A 17,984-nucleotide genomic window follows, 5' to 3' on the forward strand; every position below is an offset into this window, starting at 1 on the left:
CCTCACCATACTTCCGAGGGCCCTAGGTCCTGTAAGTACGTTTCATCACGGCTCTGGCGTAGAGTCTTCGCGAGGTGAAACAGTCACCGTCCACGGACCGCTCAGACAGCGGTCACCGAGACACGGAGGAACGTCAGTGCCCGAACAGCCCACGGTCACCGAGTCGCGTCAGCGGCGGGTGATGCGGCAGTTCATTCAGTTTGGCATGGTCGGCATGACCGGTGTCGCCGTGAACCTGATTGCCGTGATCGTGTTCCGCAAGATCGGTGTCGCGATGGACATCAACGAGTACGACGCGGCGATGAACCTCTTCGGCACTCGCTGGAACATTCGCTGGACGCATGTCTACGCGACGATGGCATTCCTGGTCGCGAACATTTGGAACTTCCAGCTCAATAGGTCCTGGACGTTCCGGGTGAAGAACCGGCCGAACTGGTTCAAGCAGTTCTTCCCCTTCCTGTTGGCAGGCCTGAGCGGTCTGGTGGTCAACCTGATCACCATTACTGCGCTGACGAACCCGACCTCCCCCTTCGCGCTTCCCTCGGAGATCTTCGACGATTCTTCCGGCCTGCGGAACCGTTTCTACTGGGCGAACCTCATCGGCGTGTTGCTCGGTACTCCGGCGAACTTCCTCATCAACAAGATCTGGACGTTCCGCCTGCGCGGCATAACTCCGTCGAAGCCAGTGGAACTGCTGTCGACGGACGACGTCGCCGGTAATCAGCCCTAACGGCCCGACAGATCCTTCAGTAGCGTCCGAGTCCACTCGACCAGGCCCGGGGTTGCGGCCTCGATCTCAGCGCGGGTGCGAGTAAACGCATCGTGCGGTCCGTAGTACGGATCATCCACCACGGCGCCGGCCTCTGAATTCGGGTCGAAGGACCGCATCAAGCGGATTCTTTCCTTCGGGATGCCCGCAACTCGCAGTTCGTTCAGGTGACCCTTGTCCATCGCGATGTAGAGGCTTGCGTCCGCATGCTCCTCGCCGAGCTGCGCCGCGGTGTGGTCCGGGTCGTATCCGGCCGCGAGAAGTTCAGCTCGCGCCCTATCGTCGGCGGGTTCACCGACGTGCCAGCCGCCGATGCCGCAGGAGCGAACCAGTACGTCGTCAAGCAATCCAGCATCGTCAAGTGCCTCGCGGACGATGATTTCTGCCATCGGCGACCGACAAATATTGCCGGTGCACACGAAAACGAGGTAGACGGACTGGGTGCGGGTGGTGGGTGTCATGGCGCCAACAATAGCTGCTGCACCACGCTGTCCAGTTCGTCTGGCGACAGTGCGACGGCGTCCGCCTGGTCCCACTCTTCGGCCGTCCCGTATCCCCACGCCGCGGCGACGCAGCGTATGCCGAAGACGTGTGCTCCGGCGATGTCGTGGGAGCGGTCGCCAATCATGATGACGTTGTGCAGGGCATCAGCAGAACCGCTTCCCGACGTTTCCCCCGGCTCATACCCCTGCAACCTTTCTGCAGGGAGTCCGAGCTCCCCAAGGGTGTATTCAATGACGTCGTCCTTAGCCCGCCGAGCACCGTCGTCAGAGGCGGAACCAATGACCTCGAAGAGGTCGAGGATGCCAAATAACTCGAGGGTTTTGCGGGTGTAGCGGTGGCCTTTGGAGGTGGCCGTCGCTAAGCGAATGCCATCATTGCGCCACTTCTTGAGTAGTCCCGGCCAGCCGTCGTACATGTGGGTGACGGACCAGCCGCCAGCCTCCTGGTGCGCGCGGTAGGCGGCGAGGGTCTCTAATTGCTGCTCGTCGTCTAGGCCGATGCGCTCGAGGGTCTCCAGCAGGGGAGGCCCAGCGATAGTGGACATAAATGCCTCGTCGGGAATCGGATGTCCGGTGGAGGTGAGTGCATCCCGCAGGCCCGCCTGAATTCCAGGAAGTGACGCGGAGAGGGTTCCATCGACGTCAATGAGAATCGTTGGCTGGGTGGTGGTCTCGGAGGTGCTCATGGTGCCAGTATGCAGCCGGGCTACCATCGACCGCATGCCTGCACCCGATCCGCTCCGCTACCACGGTGATTCCGCCGCCAGAGGCGCCCGGATCGACTTCGCAGTGAACGTACGCGGTTCCGCACCACAGTGGTTGACTGCGGGCCTCCGGAAGGCTGTCGATGAATTGGCTGCCTATCCGGACCCGGGCCTGGATCGCGAGGTGCGGGAAGCGCTCGGTGCCCGCCATGGCCGGCCTGCCGACGAGGTGCTTCTGCTGAACGGCGTCGCGGAGGGTTTTGCTCTGCTGCCGCACCTGAGTTCTTCTGCGACGGTGGTGTGCCCGCAATTCACCGAACCGGAGGCAGCCTTCGCAGCCGCTGGCGTATCGGTTCACCGGGCGATCTGCCCAGAACCATGGGATCTGCCAGAGCTGGCGCCGAACACTGATGTGGCAGTAGTTGGCAATCCCACCAACCCGACGTCCCGTATTCATTCCCAGAGCGAGATCCTAAACCTCGCAGATCACTGCCTCCTATTGGTCGTCGATGAGGCCTTCATGGACGTGATCCATCCGCTGGATTTCCCAGATGGACAGGATCCCTCAGTTGCCTCGGTCCGGGATGATCGCCTCATCGTGTTTCGCAGCCTAACTAAAACATGGGCGTTGGCTGGACTGCGCTGTGGATATGCACTTGGCTCGGCCGAGGTCCTGGCTGCGATGGCGGCCCGCAGACCAGCCTGGCCTCTGGGGACTCTGCAACTGCGGGCCATGCAGTTGGTCGCCGAACACGGGGACCTTGGTCAATTACAGGAGCAGATCCGCGCTGAACGGCAGGCGATGGCAGGTTTGCTCACCGACGCAGAATGGATGGTGGCCCCAGGGGGCGCGCCATTCATTCTGGCCCGGCCACCGGTGGATGACATCGATGCCGCTCGAGACCGCCTCGCCACCCGCGGAATCGCCGTCCGCAGGTGCGACACCTTCCCCGGACTGGACCCCACGTGGTGGCGCCTAGCGGTGCGCGGAACCGATGAGGTGGGCACACTGGTATCTGAACTAAGGAGCATGCAATGAGCAACACGATCGTCACAGTCGCCGACGTACGGCACACCATGGACCGCGCCTACCCGCCGCATCTGGCGGAAAGCTGGGACAAGGTCGGGCTGATCTGTGGCGATCCGGAGGCGGCAGTTTCGAAGATCGTCCTGGCTCTGGAATGCACAGACTCGGTCGTCGAAGCAGCAATAGAGGCCTCTGCCGACATGATCGTGGTGCACCACCCCTTGCTGATGCGCGGAGTTAGCTCTGTTGCCGCGGACACCCCGAAAGGTCGGATCATCCACCGGCTGATCCGGGAGGGAATCGCACTTTTTGCTGCACACACGAACGCTGACTCCGCACGCCCGGGAGTTAACGATGTCCTGGCAGAACTCCTTGGAGTCACCGCCGGACCTGCACTAGACCCCAAGACCGCCCCGGGGATGGATCTGTGGGTGGTGAAGGTGCCTGGTGCAGAGGTGGACGTCGTGAAGCAAGCTCTTTTCGCCGCAGGCGCAGGCGAACTCGGTGACTACGGTGAGTGTTCCTTCGACAGCGACGGCCGGGGCCAATTCCGACCCACCGCCGCCGCGAATCCACACCTGGGCACCGCCGGAGAACTGGAGAGGGTTGAGGAAACCAAGCTGGAGATTGTCGCTCCGCGGCCGCTGCGCTCGAAAATCCTCACGGCATTGCACCAGGCGCATCCATATGAAGAACCAGCCTTCGACATCATCGAATCCCAGGCGCCGACCATCGCCCCGGAAGAGACTCTTGGCATCGGCCGGGTAGGAGACCTGGACGAGCCAATGCCGTTCCGCGACTTTGTCCGACGTGTCGCCGACCGCCTGCCGGCAACCGCTTGGGGAGTGCGCGGTGCGGGCGATCCGGAGAGGATGATTTCGCGGGTTGCGGTGGCCTCCGGAAGCGGGGATTCGTTCCTGGATACAGTCACAAAACTCGGCGTCGACGCGTTCGTAAGCTCCGACCTGCGGCACCACCCAGTCGATGAGGCTCTGCGCGCTGGCGCACCCTGCATCGTCGACACGGCACACTGGGCCAGCGAGTTTCCGTGGTGCGCCTCCTGCGCCGATATGCTGGGCAAAGAACTCGGGGTGGAAACGGACGTTATCAACATCCGCACAGACCCCTGGACCGTCGCATTCCCGAACAAGGAGAACTCATGAGGATTGACCCGACCACCCAGGCCCAGTTACTGGAATTGTCGGAAATCCGGACGGGAATCGACGTGAACAAGGCACGCCGCGAATCCCTTCCCGAACGTGCCGAACTGACCCGCCTCGTCAGCGATGCCTCCCAGAGCCGCACCGAGACCGCGCGCTCGCGCTTGGCATCACGCGATATGGAGTCAGACGTCCGCAAGCTCGAAGCTGACCTAGAGAAGCTCCGTCGCCGCGAAGCTGATGACCGCCAGACCCTTGGCGTGGTCGCAGATCCCTCGCGACGCAAGGACCTGGAGCACGACCTGCGTTCCACTCAGCGTCGCCGCGAACTGCTGCAAGAGGAACTGTCCGAGGTCCGCCAGAAGCGTGAGGCGTACGCCGCCAACGCAGGCGATGCCGTCACCCGCGCAGAAGACGCTGTCGCTGCGGCGCGCCGGGCACTGGAGTCCGCGGAGGAGCCGCTGCTGAACGACGACGTGCGCCTGCACAAGGAACTCGAGATCCTCCGCGGAAAGATCGAAGCCGAGGTGCTGCGCAAGTTCGACCGCCTGGAAAGCGACATCGGAGTGGCCGTCGCTCGCATCGACGGACGGACCTGCCAGAGCTGCTTCATGGAGCTCGATGCCCCCACCCTGGACACCTTCACCGCTTTGCCCGCGGATGAAGTGACCCGATGCCCCGAGTGCGGCGCCTACCTGGTTCGCCCGAAGACGCTGGCAGCGTCGAAGAAGTACTGAGGCCGGCGCATGAGCAGGGACACGGCACCAGGGTGGACCGGCGCAGTGGGAGCACCCACCCGACTGGTGCTGCTGCGGCACGGTCAGACGCCGATGAGCGTTGACCGGCGCTACTCCGGCAGCACTTCGAACCCTGGATTGACCGACTTTGGCCGCCAGCAAGCGTTCCTCGCGGCGCACCGGCTGGCAGTCTCAGGCTGGGATTTCGACGCCATCGTCTCTTCCCCGCAGACCCGTGCCCTGCAGACCGCCGCCTACGCCGCCGACGAACTGGGCCTCGACATCGAAATCGACGAGGACCTCCGCGAGACCGACTTCGGTGAATGGGAAGGCCTGACCTTCTCCGAGGCCTACGAACGAGACCGGGATACCCACTCCGCTTGGCTGAAAGACCCGCACCGGTGTCCGCCCGGGGGAGAAGCCTTCGCCTCTGTAGATTCTCGAGTTTCCGGAGTCCGCCAGCGCGTCACCGAGAAGTACGGCGAGTCCACAATCCTCGTCGTCAGCCACGTCACTCCGGTCAAATCCCTTCTGCGCCAGGGCCTTGGTGTTGGCTTCGAACTATTCACCAGGCTGCACCTGGATCTGGCCTCACTGTCGGTTTCCGAGTTCTACGCAGACGGTCCCACGTCGGTGACTCTCGTCAATGACACGATGCACCTGCGCTAGTTCGCCTGCGGTACGCTGACTTCCTGTGAGCGAGTCGGCTGGATGACCGCGGCACGGGGACCAGCGTCCATCGCCAGGCCCGGCGCCGAGGAAAGTCCGGACTCCAGAGGGCACGGTGGTTGTTAACGGCAACCTGGGGCGACCCACGGGACAGTGCCACAGAAAATAAACCGCCTGGTTTCGGCTAGGTAAGGGTGAAACGGTGCGGTAAGAGCGCACCAGCACCCCAGGTGACTGGGGTGGCTCGGTAAACCCCACCGGGAGCAAGGCAAGAGGGCGCACCATGGTTTCGGCCAGGGTGTGCCTGCTCGGACGTTCGAGGGCTGCCCGCCCGAGTTCGAGGGTTAGCTGCTTCAGGCACCCAGCAATGGTGTGTCGAGATGGATGGTCATCGCCGGCATTCTTCGAAAGGAGAACGTCGGAACAGAATCCGGCTCATACGCCGACTCGTTCACTTATTCTTTTGTCCATGAAGATTCCTAACTTCGGCGGTTTTGGACGCACACGACAGTCAGCGATCTATACGGATGGCGTCTCCGGGCGTAGCCCTAAGGTCCCCACCGACTTTCCGTCGTTGGAAAAAGCAGCCCGCAAGGCGATGAGCCCTCGGGGCTGGGCTTATGTCGCCGGTGGCGCTGGCGCAGGCGACACAATGGATGCGAACCGCGAGGCGTTCCGCCGGTGGCGGATCGTTCCCCGCATGCTTAACGACGTCTCCGATCGCACCCTCTCCACCACCCTTTTCGGACGTGAGCTTCCTGCTCCGTTCCTTTTCGCGCCGGTTGGCGCATCCGAGTTGGCTCATCCTTCAGGGGATATCGGTGTGGCCAAGGCCGCCGCTGACCTGGGGCTTCCGTACATCTTTTCAAATCAGGGGTGCTCTCCAATGGAGGAGACCGCCGCGGTGATGGGGGATAGCCCTCGGTGGTTTCAGCTCTATTGGAGCACCGATGACGAGCTCGTCGACAGCCTGCTCCGCCGCGCAGAAGCGATCGGTGCGGACGCGGTGGTCGTCACCGTCGACACGACGATGCTTGGCTGGCGTCCCGAAGACCTCAATATTGGGTCGCTGCCGTTCTCTCGAGCCCAGGGAATCGCGCAGTACACCTCGGACGGACGGTTCCGTGAGATGGTCCGTGAGCGGATCGGAGCCGCCGGTTCAGTAGATGGCGACAATGATGCCAACTCCTCTAACGTTCGCCCCACCATTAGTGCCCTGAAGACGCTCTTCTCTATCGCAAAGCGGTATCCAGGCCCGTTCCTGAAAAACCTCACCGCACCGGAGCCTCGGGCTGGTGTGGAAACCTTCCTCAACACCTACTCCCGACCTTCCCTCAACTGGGAGGATCTGGCGACCATCAAATCCAAGACATCGCTTCCAGTGCTGGTGAAAGGGATTTTGCATCCCGACGACGCCGCCAAGGCACTCGAGATCGGCCTCGACGGGATCATCGTTTCCAACCACGGAGGCCGCCAGGTCGATAACACGATCAGCGCCTTGGACGCATTGACCACCATCGTCCCTGTCGTCGATGGCGAGGTCCCTGTGATTTTCGATAGCGGTATCCGTTCAGGTTCTGACGCCTTCATAGCGCTAGCGCTGGGTGCCGACGCTGTGACCGTCGGGAGGCCTCATCTCTACGGCCTTGCCATTGACGGCTGGGAAGGCGCCCGCGACGCCGTCGCCAACATCGTCGCTGAACTGGACCTCACCGTGGGCCTGTCCGGGTATTCCTCTGTGTCCGATGTGGGCCCGGACGCACTCAACCGGAGCTAACCCCGCCCAACTTCCATCAACCGCAACAATTTTCGAAGTTTTTCACTGTAGGGGTTGCTGACCTGCGCGGATGTGTCTAGTGTCGAACGTGTAATCGGATCGGCCGATGGGGTGGTCGGTCCGGGATCAGCGCACGTCAGTCCAGGGGGACTCTGATGGACCCGACACGACCGCCGACCCACGAACCACCATTCGACCGAACCGATCCACAGTGCCCTTTCGCAGCGTCGATCCGTCCCGGCGCCAAACTCTTCACTCACGAAAAGCCGGGGGATTCACAGGCGGAGGGCTCCATCATCGTGAACCGGGCTCAGATCCGACAGAGCATGATGTGCCGGTGCAACGGCATCGAGGATGCTCATGCGCATTCGGAATCCACCGGCATTCGTATTGGCGCCACTGCTGGACGCGCCACCCGGCTCACGTACATCTTCCTGACTCTTCAGGCTTTACCTCGTTTGGCCTTCGTTCTCGACCACCGCGCACACCTGCGACTGGAGCACCTCCACGTCCTTGCCGAAGCGATCACGCCCCTCTTAGAAGCCGAGTTCGCTGGCGGCGAGGAAACTCCTGAACTCCTGGAGGCTCTCGAGCCTCAGATTCTGAGGGCCATCCTGCCGAGGATCGACAACCAGAGGATGATCAGCGACCGGCTCTTGCGAAAGCGCCTCCAGCAAATCATCGAAGATGCCCATGAATTGCTACGTCCGATCGACCCGGGTGCGGAGAGCAAACCACCTGACCGCCTGGAGTTGTCCGATGACGGCCACAAGACCGGCTACATCAGTGGATATATGGACCGTTCCAAACTGGCTGAGATCTCCGTCGCAGTCTCCGAGGTGGCACGCAAAGAGGACTGCACAGACTCGGAGGCTTTACTCAGGCTGGTTCGCGGCTCCACTACTGCAGAGGTCACCCTCAACCTGTACTGCCACCTCAACGGTGGGCCGATCTGGTCTACTGAGACCGGCTGGTTGGAGGGCACCGCTGCGCAATCTTGGTTGGATCGGGTAGACAACATCCGGATCGTCGCAGACAGCGCCACCGAGGGGTACCGGCCTACTGCGGCTCAGACGGCGTTCGTTGTCGGACGAGATGGCACCTGCATGTTCCCCGGCTGCGACATCCCGGCTAACCGTTGCCAGCTCGACCACATCAGCCCGTACGACCACGATGACCCCAGTTCCGGCGGCCCCACTGACACCGAAAATCTCCACGCTTTGTGTCAACGCCACCACAATTTGAAGACGGACAAGCACTTTGACGTAATGAGATTCTCCGACGGAACTGAATACTGGACCTGCACCAATACCGGGACCACCACTTACTCCGCGTCCACGGGACCGGCTTCCGGACCCGGCCGAGTCAGCGTGTCGGGGAGACTGCGCCGGAAGTTCCGGACCGTCCGAGACCACAATCAGTCCAGACGGAAACCAGCCGGCGATGATGATCACCGAGGCCCGCCTGGGGAAGATGATCAGACCGGGACGGAAGGCACGGGTGATGGGGAGGGCTCGAAGTGAGCGTTAGCTCCCGCCAAACTCCACGATTCGACCGGAGTTGGTACCGGAGGCGCGGATGACATCAGCGCCGGCCGCGTGCAGTGCGGTGGCAACCTCTTCCGCAGACTCGACCGGTGCCCATGTCACGAGGGCTGCCCCGTGTCCGCTGACGGGTCGGCAGGCAGCGCCTGCGTTGAGGGCCGTAGAGTAGATGCGACCGATGGTGGTGTCCGGAGACGGTGCCAATCCGCTGAGGTTCACGTCCGTCTTGATGCAGGCCAGTGCTGCGGGCACATTGCCGTGTTTGATGTGCCCTGCCAGAGCATGCGCTCGGTCGGACGATGCTGAGGTTTCTTCCATCCAGCTCTCGGCGCGGTTCTCGGTGGGCAGGTCATCTTCTGATCCGACGTCGTGGCGTGCGCGGACCCATTCCAGGACGCGAGTTTCAGAGTCGGGGAGCTCAGCGAGCGTCGGGACACCGAAGGCACGGCAGGCGTCGGTGAAGAATTCCGGACGGTCGCTGCGGGCACGCGATCCGATCGTGTCTGGGGAGGAGGCAATGAGGAGCGACATGGAGTCTGGCCGTTCCATCTGCGTCACAGCGCCGTCCGCGTGATTGCAGACGAGGATGCTGTCCGGCTGAGAACGCAGAGCGGTGGTGAAGGGGTGGATGGGGGTTTCGTATCCGAGGTGTCGGGACGAGACCTCATGCAGTGTCGAGGCGAGTTTCGCACGGGTCGGGGTGTCATCCCGGTCGCCCCACACCGCATTCGCAGCCAGGGCAACTGCACATTCAATGGAGGAGAAGGCGCCAAGACCGCGGTTCTCTGGAACATCGGTATCGACGGTCACTGTCATGCCGATGTCGTTGACCGGAATCTGGTGCGTGTTGTGCTGCAGAGCATTCACTGCCAGTGCAACTGCCTCCACGACCCAAGGCAGGTCGTCCGGGACGCTGTCTGGAAGCGGCGTGCTGAAGGTGTCGCCGCGGTAGTTGACCGTGAGTTCACCGGAAGTATCCGGGTTCAGCGCAACGGCGGCGTAAACGGGAAGTGCGGAGGTAATGAGCATGCCGCCGGCCCGAGTACACGGATCGCCGAGAATCTCGACACTTCCGGGAGCCTGGGCGAAAACGGTGCCGGTGGGTGCCTGTCCCTCTGCTTCGACTGCGTTTCGTACACGGTCGAGAGCGGTGGTGCCGGTCATCGAGGTCCTTTCGTCACGGGTTCCCTGTGGGGGATCGTTCCGGGAAATGGTAGCCCCCGGCGGGTGGAGCGGGGACGTGGGGAGGGGTGCTGGGACATAATGGCGGTAGCGCGGTTTACCGTGACATTTTTCCATACTTCGTAACACCCCGACGGGAGATTTCGATGAGCAGCGACAAGTGGTATTACGACTCCAAGACTGGCGAGGTCAGCCTCGGAAAGGCGAGCTCGTGGGATAACCGCATGGGACCGTATGACTCAGAGGCGGAGGCGCGAGAGGCACTTACGAGGGCCGCTGCGCGCAATGAGCAGGCCGACAACTGGGACGAGGATGACGATTGGGCGGAGCCGGACACCCGCTAGTTGGTGAACGCCCCGCCCTTCAAAAGTCGGTCGATGGACCAGTTTCCTGGTCCGTAGGCTGCCAGTAGCAGTGCGCCGGCAGCGATGACGATGACCAGTTCTGCTCCGCCGTCGCCGATGAAAAGGGTTCGAGCGTCGCCGTGCGCAAAAATGGCGGCGCCGAGCATCAGGATCGTCACCAGGACTCCAGCGATGAAAATGAATGCTCCGGCGATGAGGAGTAGCCCGCCGAAGAGCTCGACACTGGCAGCGAATACTGCCGCGACCCGCGGAAGCGGAATGCCCATTCCTTGGAAGGAGTAGGCAGTGCCCCCGATGCCCCACTGGAAGAACTTCTGCAGTCCATGGGCGACGAGGATCGCCCCGAGCAAAATACGGGCGATGGCGACCAGCGCATCTTGATAGATGGGAGAGATAGTCGGCACAAGGCGGTTCATGGTTTCGCGGGTCCTAGGGTTCGATGTGCGCGCCCGGGCACGTCACCCGAGGTCGTTCTTCCGGATCATCGTGGCATATTCGGATTCGATTGAGGCAAAAAGTTCGTCGTAGTCCTGAAGTGCGGTGTGTCCATCGAGGTATTCGATCTGGAATAGCACTCCGTAGCCGAAGGTGTCGTGGCCCTTTTGGTGCGCGAACGCAGCCTTTCGCTGCAGTACCTCGCGCGCCGTGACGGTGTCCTGGAAGTCGCCAAGTGCGGACTGCAGTTTTTTGCAGGCCTTGATGAGCTTCTTCGTGTTCAGTCCAGCAGACTGGGCCGCTTCAGCGGAATATCGCAGCTTCTTCGCCGCCTTGCGCACGGAGTGGAAGCGGTTTTCGCGATCGACCAGAGGCAGTGACGTGTCCTCGCGGCCCTTCACCGCCTTGCGGTGCTTCTTTCGCAGGTCACGGTAGGCAGTGGCCAGGTGTTCGGAGAGGATCTCAGAAGTGCCTCGCTTCCCGACGTCCCCCTCTTCATTCTCCTCCGCCTCCACTCGGGGAGAAACAACGGGAGGTTCCAACAGCAGGTTATCGAGGGAGTCCAGCAGCGCGAGGTAGCGCTCGGAATCGAGGGCGAGAACGACATTCCGATGTGCCCGCTTGTATTCGATAGTCATGGTGTCGGTGAGGTCGGCGCGGGTGGCGTCGGGAAGCACGTATGTTTCGTCGCGGTCGAGAAGCGCGAGGAAGCGCGCGGCGACGACCTCTGCATCACGGGCGATCCCCAGGATCGATGCGAGTGCCTTCAGCTCCTTTTCCACTCGCTCATATTCGTCACCGCCGAGGATGCCCTCGAAGGTCTGCAGATGGGAGCGCAGTTCGCGGGTAGCGACGCGCATCTGGTGGATCGAATCCTCCTCATCGCGGCGCACTGCCGGGTCCATCTGGAGCAGGCGGTCGCGATTGGCGGTGAGGGCGTCAACGACGGTGCGAGCGGCAGTGCCCTTGGCGGGGCGCTCGGGGGTGTCCGGGAGCGGGACGTTGTCTACCGAATCGCCGAGGGCAGTGCGGAGCTTCGACGGGCTGTCGGAGTCGTCTGCTCCGGCGGCGAGGAGCATCGAGTGGGCGTGGCGCATGAGAACTGCGGCGCGGGGAGTTCCCGGAAGGCCCTGGGCGAGTTCGAGTTCCCACTCTCGCCACTCGGTGACTTCGCCTCCAGGTAGGAGGGACATCGCGGTGACATGGTCATCGCAGAATTCAGCGACCGGTGCACCGGTAGCGTCTCGGAGGATCTGCTGTTCGCGGCGATTATCCACCTGGGCGATGGGCTTGAGAGGGAGGTCGCGGATCAAGGCGCGCACTGGGCCGAGGATCTCGGCGGGGGCTGCGGCACCCTCCTCACCGAGCGGCGCACCATATTCGATGCGGCCGTGCTCAGCGGGAGTCTTCAAGTGCCAGCCGGCATCGGCGCCACCGGTGCGGCGACGAAGAGTCAGCTTGTTGCGGGTAAGCCGGAGATCCTCGGTGTCGTAGTAAACGGCAGAGAGATTGATGGTCTCCACCGGGTCCACGGTGGCCACCTCTGCGAGAGAGATCAGGGCAGGTACAGCAGTATCGGGATCAACGGTGAACTTGGCCTCGACCTCGAGGTTTTCGGTGGTGCTCATGATCCCGGATTCTACTGCCGCGCACCCGATCCGGCTGAGCGTTTACCCCGAGAAGATGTGGTTCTGGGTGGGGAAGGTGCCGTTCTCGACGGCCTCGCGGTACGCACGAGCGCCGTCAGTCATGGCGGCGCCGACTTCAGCGAAGACGTGGGAGAAGCTTGGGCGGCGGCCGTCCTGGGGGTGGGCGACCATGTCGTGCCAGACGAGCACCTGCGCGTCGGTGTCCGGACCAGCACCGATGCCGACGGTAGGGATCGCCAGCTCCTTCGTTACCTGGGCAGCCAGGTCGCCGGGAACCATTTCCAGGACGACGGCTGCGGCGCCGGCTTCCTGGACGGCGAGGGCGTCGGCACGCAGTTGGTCAGCTCCATCACCGCGGCCTTGGACGCGGTATCCGCCAAGGCTGTTGACCGACTGGGGGGTAAACCCGATGTGGGCGCACACTGGGATACCTGCGTCGACGAGAGCGCGGATCCGCGGGGCGATGCGCACGCCGCCCTCGATCTTGACCATGTGGGCGCCGGTCTCGCGCATCATGCGGGCGGAGTTAAGGATGGCCTGCTCATCGGATGCCTCGTAGGAACCGAACGTAAGGTCGGCGATGACAAGGGCGTTTCCTGCTCCGCGAACGACGCCTCGGGCCAGCGGGATCAGCTCGTCGAGCGGCATCTCGGTGGTGGTGTTGTACCCGTACATGACGTTTGCGGCGGAATCACCAACCAACATCACCTCGACTCCGGCGTCGGCGAAAGCGCGGGCGGTGGAGTAGTCGTAGGCGGTGAGCATTGCCCATTTGCGACCTTCCGTCTTCCAGCGGGCGAGGTCATGGATCCGGATCTGCTTCTGACTCATGCGGGGAAGTTTGCCACGGCTACACCGGCGGCGAGGGAATAGGTGCGGAATCAACTTCGGAAACCAGTATCGTCGGACGGTATGAACCGCCAACAGGAATTTGTCCTCCGCACCATCGAAGACCGCGACATCCGCTTCATCCGGTTGTGGTTCACCGACATCCTCGGGTACCTCAAATCCGTTGCGGTGGCACCGGCGGAACTAGAAGGAGCCTTTGAGGAGGGTATTGGTTTCGACGGATCCGCCATTGAAGGCTTCTCTCGAATGTCCGAGGCGGACACCATCGCACGTCCGGACCCCTCCACCTTCCAGGTGCTCCCGTGGCAGCACGACGACGACATGAGCTCTGCGCGCATGTTTTGCGACATCTCCATGCCGGACGGGCAGCCGAACTGGGCGGACCCGCGCCATGTGCTGCGCCGACAGATCCAGGCTGCGAAGGACCTCGGCTTCACCCCGTTTGTCCATCCGGAGATCGAGTTCTTCCTCGTGGAATCACTGGACACAGATGGCAAGCCGCCGACACCCACCGATCACGGTGGCTACTTCGATCAGGCGGTGCATGACAAGGCGCCGCATTTCCGTCGTCACGCCATCAATGCATTAGAGGCAATGGGTATCCAGGTGGAGTACTCCCACCACGAGGGCGCGCCGGGCCAGCAGGAAATTGACCTGCGATTCGCTGATGCTCTGACGATGGCGGACGCCGTGATGACGATGCGTTACGTGACCAAGAAGGTCGCCATCGAGGAAGGCGTGCGGGCGACGTTTATGCCGAAGCCGTACCACGACCAGCCCGGCTCAGCGATGCACACGCACATCTCGCTGTTTGAAGGTGACGACAATGCTTTCCATGATCCGGACGATGAATTCCAGCTGTCGGACACGGCGCGTCGCTTCATTGCTGGTGTGCTGACCCATGCTCCGGAGATCTCTGCCGTGACGAACCAGTGGGTGAACTCCTACAAGCGCATCGTCTTTGGAGCTGAGGCTCCCACGGCCGCAACCTGGGGCATGGCGAACCGCTCGGCCCTTGTTCGAGTGCCGATGTACTCACCGGGCAAGTCTCGCTCGCGCCGGGTTGAGATCCGCTCTGTGGACAGCGCCTGCAACCCGTACCTGGCTTACTCGGTGATTCTGGCCGCGGGTTTGAAGGGCATCACTGAAGGTTATGAATTGCCTCCGCAGGCTGAGGACAACATCTCGGAGATGACGCGAAGGGAACGTCGGGCGCTGGGATATCGGGACCTGCCGACATCCCTGGAGACCGCCCTTAAGGAAATGGAGCGTTCCGACCTGATGGCGGAGACCCTCGGCGAGCACGTCTTTGAGTTCTTCCTGCGCAATAAGTGGGCGGAATGGCGGGACTACCAGAGCCAGGTCACTTCCTGGGAACTGCGCACGAACCTCGACTACTAGATCCCGCCTGAGCCTGAGAGAGTCCGATGACTAATCATCCGCGTACGTCCCGAAATGTCCTCCCGCGACCCGCGGCCCTTGGGCTGGAAAGTGGTGACCGCACCAAGTCCGACCTCGACGAACTGGGTTGGTATAACGAGGACTCGCTGGAGCTGCTTTGGGGGCTGGCTGGAGCTGGTGATCCGGACCTTGCTCTGTCGTCGATGGTGCGGCTGAAGCAGACATTGGAGGAAGGCGTCGCTGCGGGGGACGTGCCTGAATGGTCTCAGTGGCAGTCATTGGATGCGGCGATGCGGCAGACCGTGGCGATCCGGACCCGAATGTTTGCATTGTTCGGTGGCTCCTCGGCGCTAGCGGATCACATGATCGCCAACCCTTCGACATGGTCGCTGCTCACCGCTGAACTGCCGACCAAGGCCGACATGTTCCGAGAAATGCTCACCTCGGTGGAGGCAGTACCTGAGACTCCAGTGCTTACCGATGAGGAGTCGCTCGAGGAACTGGCGGAGGTAGACGCGAAACCGTTGCCAAAGTCGTCGCCGGAATTGGAGGGACCAGGCCTGTACCGGGCTGGCCTCACCGGCACGGATGCGGATCGAGCGCTCAAGCGCTCTTATCGAAACCTCATCATGCGGATCGCGGCAGCCGACTTGGCGGGAACTTACCCCAGGGGACCGCGTCGACCAGGCCAGCCGCCGGTGCCGTTCACTGAGGTCACTGAGCTTTTGGCGCACCTCGCAGATGCAGCCTTGACCGCCGCACTGGCAGTGGCCGTCGCGCAGACGTACTCGAACAAGCCGGTGGATTCGCGGCTGTCGGTAGTCGCGATGGGCAAGTGCGGTGCTCAGGAGCTCAACTACATCTCTGACGTCGATGTCATCTTCGTCGCCGAGCCCGCCACTGCTCGGGCAACTCGACTGGCTGGTGATTTCATCCAGGTCGGATCCCGATGCTTCTTCGAGGTCGATGCGGCACTGCGTCCGGAGGGCAAGTCCGGAGCTCTGGTGCGCACCCTTGATTCCCATGTTGCGTATTACAAGCGGTGGGCAAACACCTGGGAGTTCCAGGCTCTGCTGAAGGCCCGGCCGATGACCGGTGACATGGATCTGGGCCAGGCGTACCTGGATGCTTTGACGCCGATGGTGTGGGAGGCATCCAAGCGCGATTCCTTCGTCGAAGACGTTCAGGCCATGCGGGTCAGAGTCATCGAGAACGTCCCTGACGAGTTGCGCGATCGCGAGTTGAAACTCGGTCGAGGTGGTCTTCGCGACGTCGAATTCGCCGTGCAGCTCCTGCAGATGGTCCACGGGCGGTACGACGAAAAACTGCGCCGCAGGTCCACTGTCGCTGCGCTGGAGGCGTTGATTGAGGAGGGGTACGTCGGGCGCGAAGACGGTGCCTCGATGATCGACAGCTACGAGTTCATGCGCCTGCTCGAGCACCGCTTGCAGCTGGAGAAGATGCGCCGCACGCACATGCTGCCGGAGGATGATGACGAGCAGGCACTGCGGTGGCTGTCGCGTGCTTCAGGAATCATCGCGCGCGACTCGGAGACATCTGTCGTTGCGCTGAAACGCGACGTGCGCAGCGCAGCCCGGCAGATCCGCAGCCTGCACAACAAGCTCTTCTACCGTCCGCTGTTGAACTCGGTGGTGGAGCAGGACATCGGGACGCTGCAGCTCTCGGCAGACGCGGCGAAGCGCCAGCTGGCAGCCCTGGGATACATGGCGCCGAACCGCGCCTTCGAGCATCTGTCGGCCCTGGCCGCAGGTGGCTCCCGCAAAGCACGGATCCAAGCACTGCTGCTCCCGACGCTCCTAGAGTGGCTCTCCGAAACCGCAGATCCGGACGCCGGCCTGTTGAACTACCGCAAACTCTCCGAGGAACTGAAAGATCGCTCCTGGTATTTGAGGATGTTGCGGGATGAGGGAATCGTCGGGAAGCGATTGATGCACATCCTGGGAACCTCACCGTACGTCTCGGGTTTGATGCTTACCGCGCCGGATTCGGTGCGGCTGCTCAGCGACGGCGGCAGTGGGCCGAAGCTGCTGGAAGCGGATCCGCGGACGGTCCACCGTTCGCTGGTGTCTGCAGCGAAGCGTTACGACGACCCCGACCGCGCTATCACCGTCGCCCGCTCTCTGCGCCGCGTGGAGTTGGCGAGGATTGCGTCCGCGGACATGCTCGGCATGTTGACCGTGGAGCAAGTGTGCGACGGGCTGTCCGAGGTCTGGGATGCAGTGTTGGAAGCTGCCCTTGCCGCCGAGATCCGCGCCTGGTCGGTAGAGCATCCGGATGAGAAGATCCCGGCGTCGATCTCAGTGATTGGCATGGGTCGACTCGGTGGCGCCGAGTTGGGATACGGCTCCGATGCCGACGTGATGTTTGTGTGTGAGCCGACTATCGGACCAGATGGCGAGCCCTTCAACGACAACACGGCAGTGCGCTGGGCGATCGGGGTGTGTGACCGATTGCGTCGTCGGCTGGCCAAGCCGAGCCAGGACCCGCCGTTGGAAGTGGATCTCAACCTGCGTCCGGAAGGACGATCGGGCCCTCCAGTGCGCACGCTGGAGAGCTACCTCCAGTACTACGAGCGCTGGGGCGAGACCTGGGAAATCCTGGCGCTGCTGCGGGCGACGTGGATTGCCGGGGACCGAGAGCTGGGGCAGAAGTTCCTCCGCGGTATCGACCCATTCCGCTACCCGGAGAATGGCACCGACGAGAAGACGGTGCGTGAGGTCCGCCTGATGAAGGCGCGTATCGACGATGAGCGTTTGCCTCGTGGCGCGAACCGACGGACCCACACCAAGCTTGGCTCTGGCTCGCTGACTGACATCGAGTGGACCGTGCAGTTGATGACCCTGCAGCATGCCCATGACGTGGAGTCTCTGCACAACACCTCGACGCTGGAGTGTCTGGCCGCGTTGGAGGAAGCTGAACTGCTCAGTACCAGCGACGTGGAGGAACTGCGCACCGCCTGGCTCACCGCAACACATGCCCGTAATGCATTGGTGCTGGTGAAGGGTAAGCGGCACGACCAGCTTCCTCAGCCAGGTCCGCAACTGGCGCAGGTGGCCGGTGCCGCCGGTTGGGATCCGTCCGATTCAGTTGGCTACATGGAGAACTATCTTCGTGTGACGCGCCGGGCACGGCGGGTAGTCGACCGGGTGTTCTGGGGAGAAGAGAACCCGGACCACGATTAGACCGGTGGCG

Annotated in this window: 16 protein-coding genes and 1 other RNA gene; 11 read left to right on the forward strand and 6 right to left on the reverse strand. The window is 62.6% G+C overall.

The features are described 5' to 3' along the window. Positions 1-136: 136 nt before the first annotated feature. Positions 137-730: a GtrA family protein gene (locus YWU_RS14370; RefSeq protein WP_338025258.1), complete on the forward strand. Its 594-nt coding sequence runs from the start codon at positions 137-139 to the stop codon at positions 728-730. Here the strand turns inward: YWU_RS14370 and YWU_RS0100950 are convergent. Further along, on the reverse strand, positions 727-1,230 hold the full coding sequence (locus tag YWU_RS0100950; protein WP_027018998.1) for a low molecular weight protein-tyrosine-phosphatase: 504 nt from the start codon (positions 1,228-1,230) through the stop codon (positions 727-729). The two genes, YWU_RS14370 and YWU_RS0100950, sit on opposite strands and share 4 nt — an antisense overlap. After that, the gene (locus tag YWU_RS0100955) at positions 1,227-1,958 is read right to left on the reverse strand and encodes an HAD hydrolase-like protein (protein WP_027018999.1); all 732 of its coding nucleotides are present in this window, start codon (positions 1,956-1,958) and stop codon (positions 1,227-1,229) included. The genes YWU_RS0100950 and YWU_RS0100955 overlap by 4 nt, the downstream gene beginning before the upstream one ends. 34 nt (positions 1,959-1,992) lie before the next feature. Between YWU_RS0100955 and cobC the strand changes: the two genes are divergently transcribed. From cobC to YWU_RS0100985, 7 genes are all read left to right on the forward strand, one after another. Further along, positions 1,993-3,015, forward strand: coding sequence for an aminotransferase class I/II-fold pyridoxal phosphate-dependent enzyme (gene cobC, locus YWU_RS0100960; protein WP_034646631.1), 1,023 nt, complete (start codon positions 1,993-1,995; stop codon positions 3,013-3,015). Next, the gene (locus YWU_RS0100965) at positions 3,012-4,166 is read left to right on the forward strand and encodes a Nif3-like dinuclear metal center hexameric protein (RefSeq protein WP_027019001.1); all 1,155 of its coding nucleotides are present in this window, start codon (positions 3,012-3,014) and stop codon (positions 4,164-4,166) included. Before cobC ends, YWU_RS0100965 begins: the two co-directional genes overlap by 4 nt. Then, positions 4,163-4,900 carry a zinc ribbon domain-containing protein gene (locus tag YWU_RS0100970; protein ID WP_027019002.1) on the forward strand — a complete coding sequence of 246 codons (738 nt, stop codon included), beginning with the start codon at positions 4,163-4,165 and terminating at the stop codon, positions 4,898-4,900. The genes YWU_RS0100965 and YWU_RS0100970 overlap by 4 nt, the downstream gene beginning before the upstream one ends. Before the next feature lie 9 nt (positions 4,901-4,909). Further along, positions 4,910-5,569 (forward strand): histidine phosphatase family protein, encoded by a 660-nt coding sequence (locus tag YWU_RS0100975; protein WP_027019003.1) that lies wholly within the window; start codon positions 4,910-4,912, stop codon positions 5,567-5,569. A 30-nt stretch (positions 5,570-5,599) separates the two neighbouring features. Continuing rightward, an RNA gene (gene rnpB / locus YWU_RS17280) (RNase P RNA component class A) lies at positions 5,600-6,023 on the forward strand. A 15-nt stretch (positions 6,024-6,038) separates the two neighbouring features. After that, positions 6,039-7,346 carry an alpha-hydroxy-acid oxidizing protein gene (locus YWU_RS0100980; protein WP_027019004.1) on the forward strand — a complete coding sequence of 436 codons (1,308 nt, stop codon included), beginning with the start codon at positions 6,039-6,041 and terminating at the stop codon, positions 7,344-7,346. Positions 7,347-7,501: 155 nt separating this feature from the next. Further along, positions 7,502-8,869: an HNH endonuclease signature motif containing protein gene (locus YWU_RS0100985; protein WP_027019005.1), complete on the forward strand. Its 1,368-nt coding sequence runs from the start codon at positions 7,502-7,504 to the stop codon at positions 8,867-8,869. 3 nt (positions 8,870-8,872) lie between these two features. Here YWU_RS0100985 and YWU_RS0100990 read toward each other — a convergent pair whose 3' ends face one another. Further along, the gene (locus YWU_RS0100990) at positions 8,873-10,054 is read right to left on the reverse strand and encodes a GHMP family kinase ATP-binding protein (RefSeq protein WP_027019006.1); all 1,182 of its coding nucleotides are present in this window, start codon (positions 10,052-10,054) and stop codon (positions 8,873-8,875) included. Positions 10,055-10,218: 164 nt separating this feature from the next. Between YWU_RS0100990 and YWU_RS0100995 the strand changes: the two genes are divergently transcribed. After that, on the forward strand, positions 10,219-10,416 hold the full coding sequence (locus YWU_RS0100995) for a hypothetical protein (protein ID WP_027019007.1): 198 nt from the start codon (positions 10,219-10,221) through the stop codon (positions 10,414-10,416). Here YWU_RS0100995 and YWU_RS0101000 read toward each other — a convergent pair. The 3 genes from YWU_RS0101000 to panB are packed head-to-tail and all read right to left on the reverse strand — an operon-like array spanning position 10,413 to position 13,352. Further along, complete coding sequence (locus YWU_RS0101000) at positions 10,413-10,853, reverse strand: DoxX family protein (protein WP_034646539.1); 441 nt, start codon at positions 10,851-10,853, stop codon at positions 10,413-10,415. The two genes, YWU_RS0100995 and YWU_RS0101000, sit on opposite strands and share 4 nt — an antisense overlap. Positions 10,854-10,895: 42 nt before the next feature. Then, positions 10,896-12,500, reverse strand: coding sequence for a CYTH and CHAD domain-containing protein (locus YWU_RS0101005; RefSeq protein ID WP_027019009.1), 1,605 nt, complete (start codon positions 12,498-12,500; stop codon positions 10,896-10,898). Between the two features lie 42 nt (positions 12,501-12,542). After that, on the reverse strand, positions 12,543-13,352 hold the full coding sequence (panB, locus tag YWU_RS0101010) for a 3-methyl-2-oxobutanoate hydroxymethyltransferase (RefSeq protein ID WP_027019010.1): 810 nt from the start codon (positions 13,350-13,352) through the stop codon (positions 12,543-12,545). Between the two features lie 81 nt (positions 13,353-13,433). Here panB and YWU_RS0101015 point away from each other — a divergent pair, with 81 nt between their 5' ends. Together YWU_RS0101015 and YWU_RS0101020 are read left to right on the forward strand one after the other, a co-directional pair. Further along, complete coding sequence (locus YWU_RS0101015; protein ID WP_027019011.1) at positions 13,434-14,771, forward strand: glutamine synthetase family protein; 1,338 nt, start codon at positions 13,434-13,436, stop codon at positions 14,769-14,771. A 26-nt stretch (positions 14,772-14,797) separates the two neighbouring features. After that, a complete protein-coding gene (locus YWU_RS0101020; protein ID WP_027019012.1) occupies positions 14,798-17,974 on the forward strand; it encodes a bifunctional [glutamine synthetase] adenylyltransferase/[glutamine synthetase]-adenylyl-L-tyrosine phosphorylase in 3,177 nt (1,058 codons plus the stop codon). Positions 17,975-17,984: the final 10 nt, after the last annotated feature.

The sequence above is a fragment of the Corynebacterium sputi DSM 45148 genome (assembly GCF_000427865.1).
GTDB classification, from domain to species: Bacteria; Actinomycetota; Actinomycetes; order Mycobacteriales; family Mycobacteriaceae; genus Corynebacterium; species Corynebacterium sputi.

What these genes read in the sequence shown, in the direction of transcription:
- YWU_RS0101020 (WP_027019012.1), top strand. Translation starts at nt 14,798, where the DNA reads ATGACTAATCATCCGCGTACGTCCCGAAATGTCCTCCCGCGACCCGCG.
- YWU_RS0100955 (WP_027018999.1), bottom strand. Translation starts at nt 1,958, where the DNA reads ATGAGCACCTCCGAGACCACCACCCAGCCAACGATTCTCATTGACGTC.
- YWU_RS0100985 (WP_027019005.1), top strand. Translation starts at nt 7,502, where the DNA reads ATGGACCCGACACGACCGCCGACCCACGAACCACCATTCGACCGAACC.
- YWU_RS0100965 (WP_027019001.1), top strand. Translation starts at nt 3,012, where the DNA reads ATGAGCAACACGATCGTCACAGTCGCCGACGTACGGCACACCATGGAC.
- YWU_RS0101000 (WP_034646539.1), bottom strand. Translation starts at nt 10,853, where the DNA reads ATGAACCGCCTTGTGCCGACTATCTCTCCCATCTATCAAGATGCGCTG.
- YWU_RS0100995 (WP_027019007.1), top strand. Translation starts at nt 10,219, where the DNA reads ATGAGCAGCGACAAGTGGTATTACGACTCCAAGACTGGCGAGGTCAGC.
- YWU_RS0100950 (WP_027018998.1), bottom strand. Translation starts at nt 1,230, where the DNA reads ATGACACCCACCACCCGCACCCAGTCCGTCTACCTCGTTTTCGTGTGC.
- YWU_RS0100970 (WP_027019002.1), top strand. Translation starts at nt 4,163, where the DNA reads ATGAGGATTGACCCGACCACCCAGGCCCAGTTACTGGAATTGTCGGAA.
- YWU_RS0101015 (WP_027019011.1), top strand. Translation starts at nt 13,434, where the DNA reads ATGAACCGCCAACAGGAATTTGTCCTCCGCACCATCGAAGACCGCGAC.
- panB (WP_027019010.1), bottom strand. Translation starts at nt 13,352, where the DNA reads ATGAGTCAGAAGCAGATCCGGATCCATGACCTCGCCCGCTGGAAGACG.
- YWU_RS0100975 (WP_027019003.1), top strand. Translation starts at nt 4,910, where the DNA reads ATGAGCAGGGACACGGCACCAGGGTGGACCGGCGCAGTGGGAGCACCC.
- YWU_RS0101005 (WP_027019009.1), bottom strand. Translation starts at nt 12,500, where the DNA reads ATGAGCACCACCGAAAACCTCGAGGTCGAGGCCAAGTTCACCGTTGAT.
- cobC (WP_034646631.1), top strand. Translation starts at nt 1,993, where the DNA reads ATGCCTGCACCCGATCCGCTCCGCTACCACGGTGATTCCGCCGCCAGA.
- YWU_RS0100980 (WP_027019004.1), top strand. Translation starts at nt 6,039, where the DNA reads ATGAAGATTCCTAACTTCGGCGGTTTTGGACGCACACGACAGTCAGCG.
- YWU_RS0100990 (WP_027019006.1), bottom strand. Translation starts at nt 10,054, where the DNA reads ATGACCGGCACCACCGCTCTCGACCGTGTACGAAACGCAGTCGAAGCA.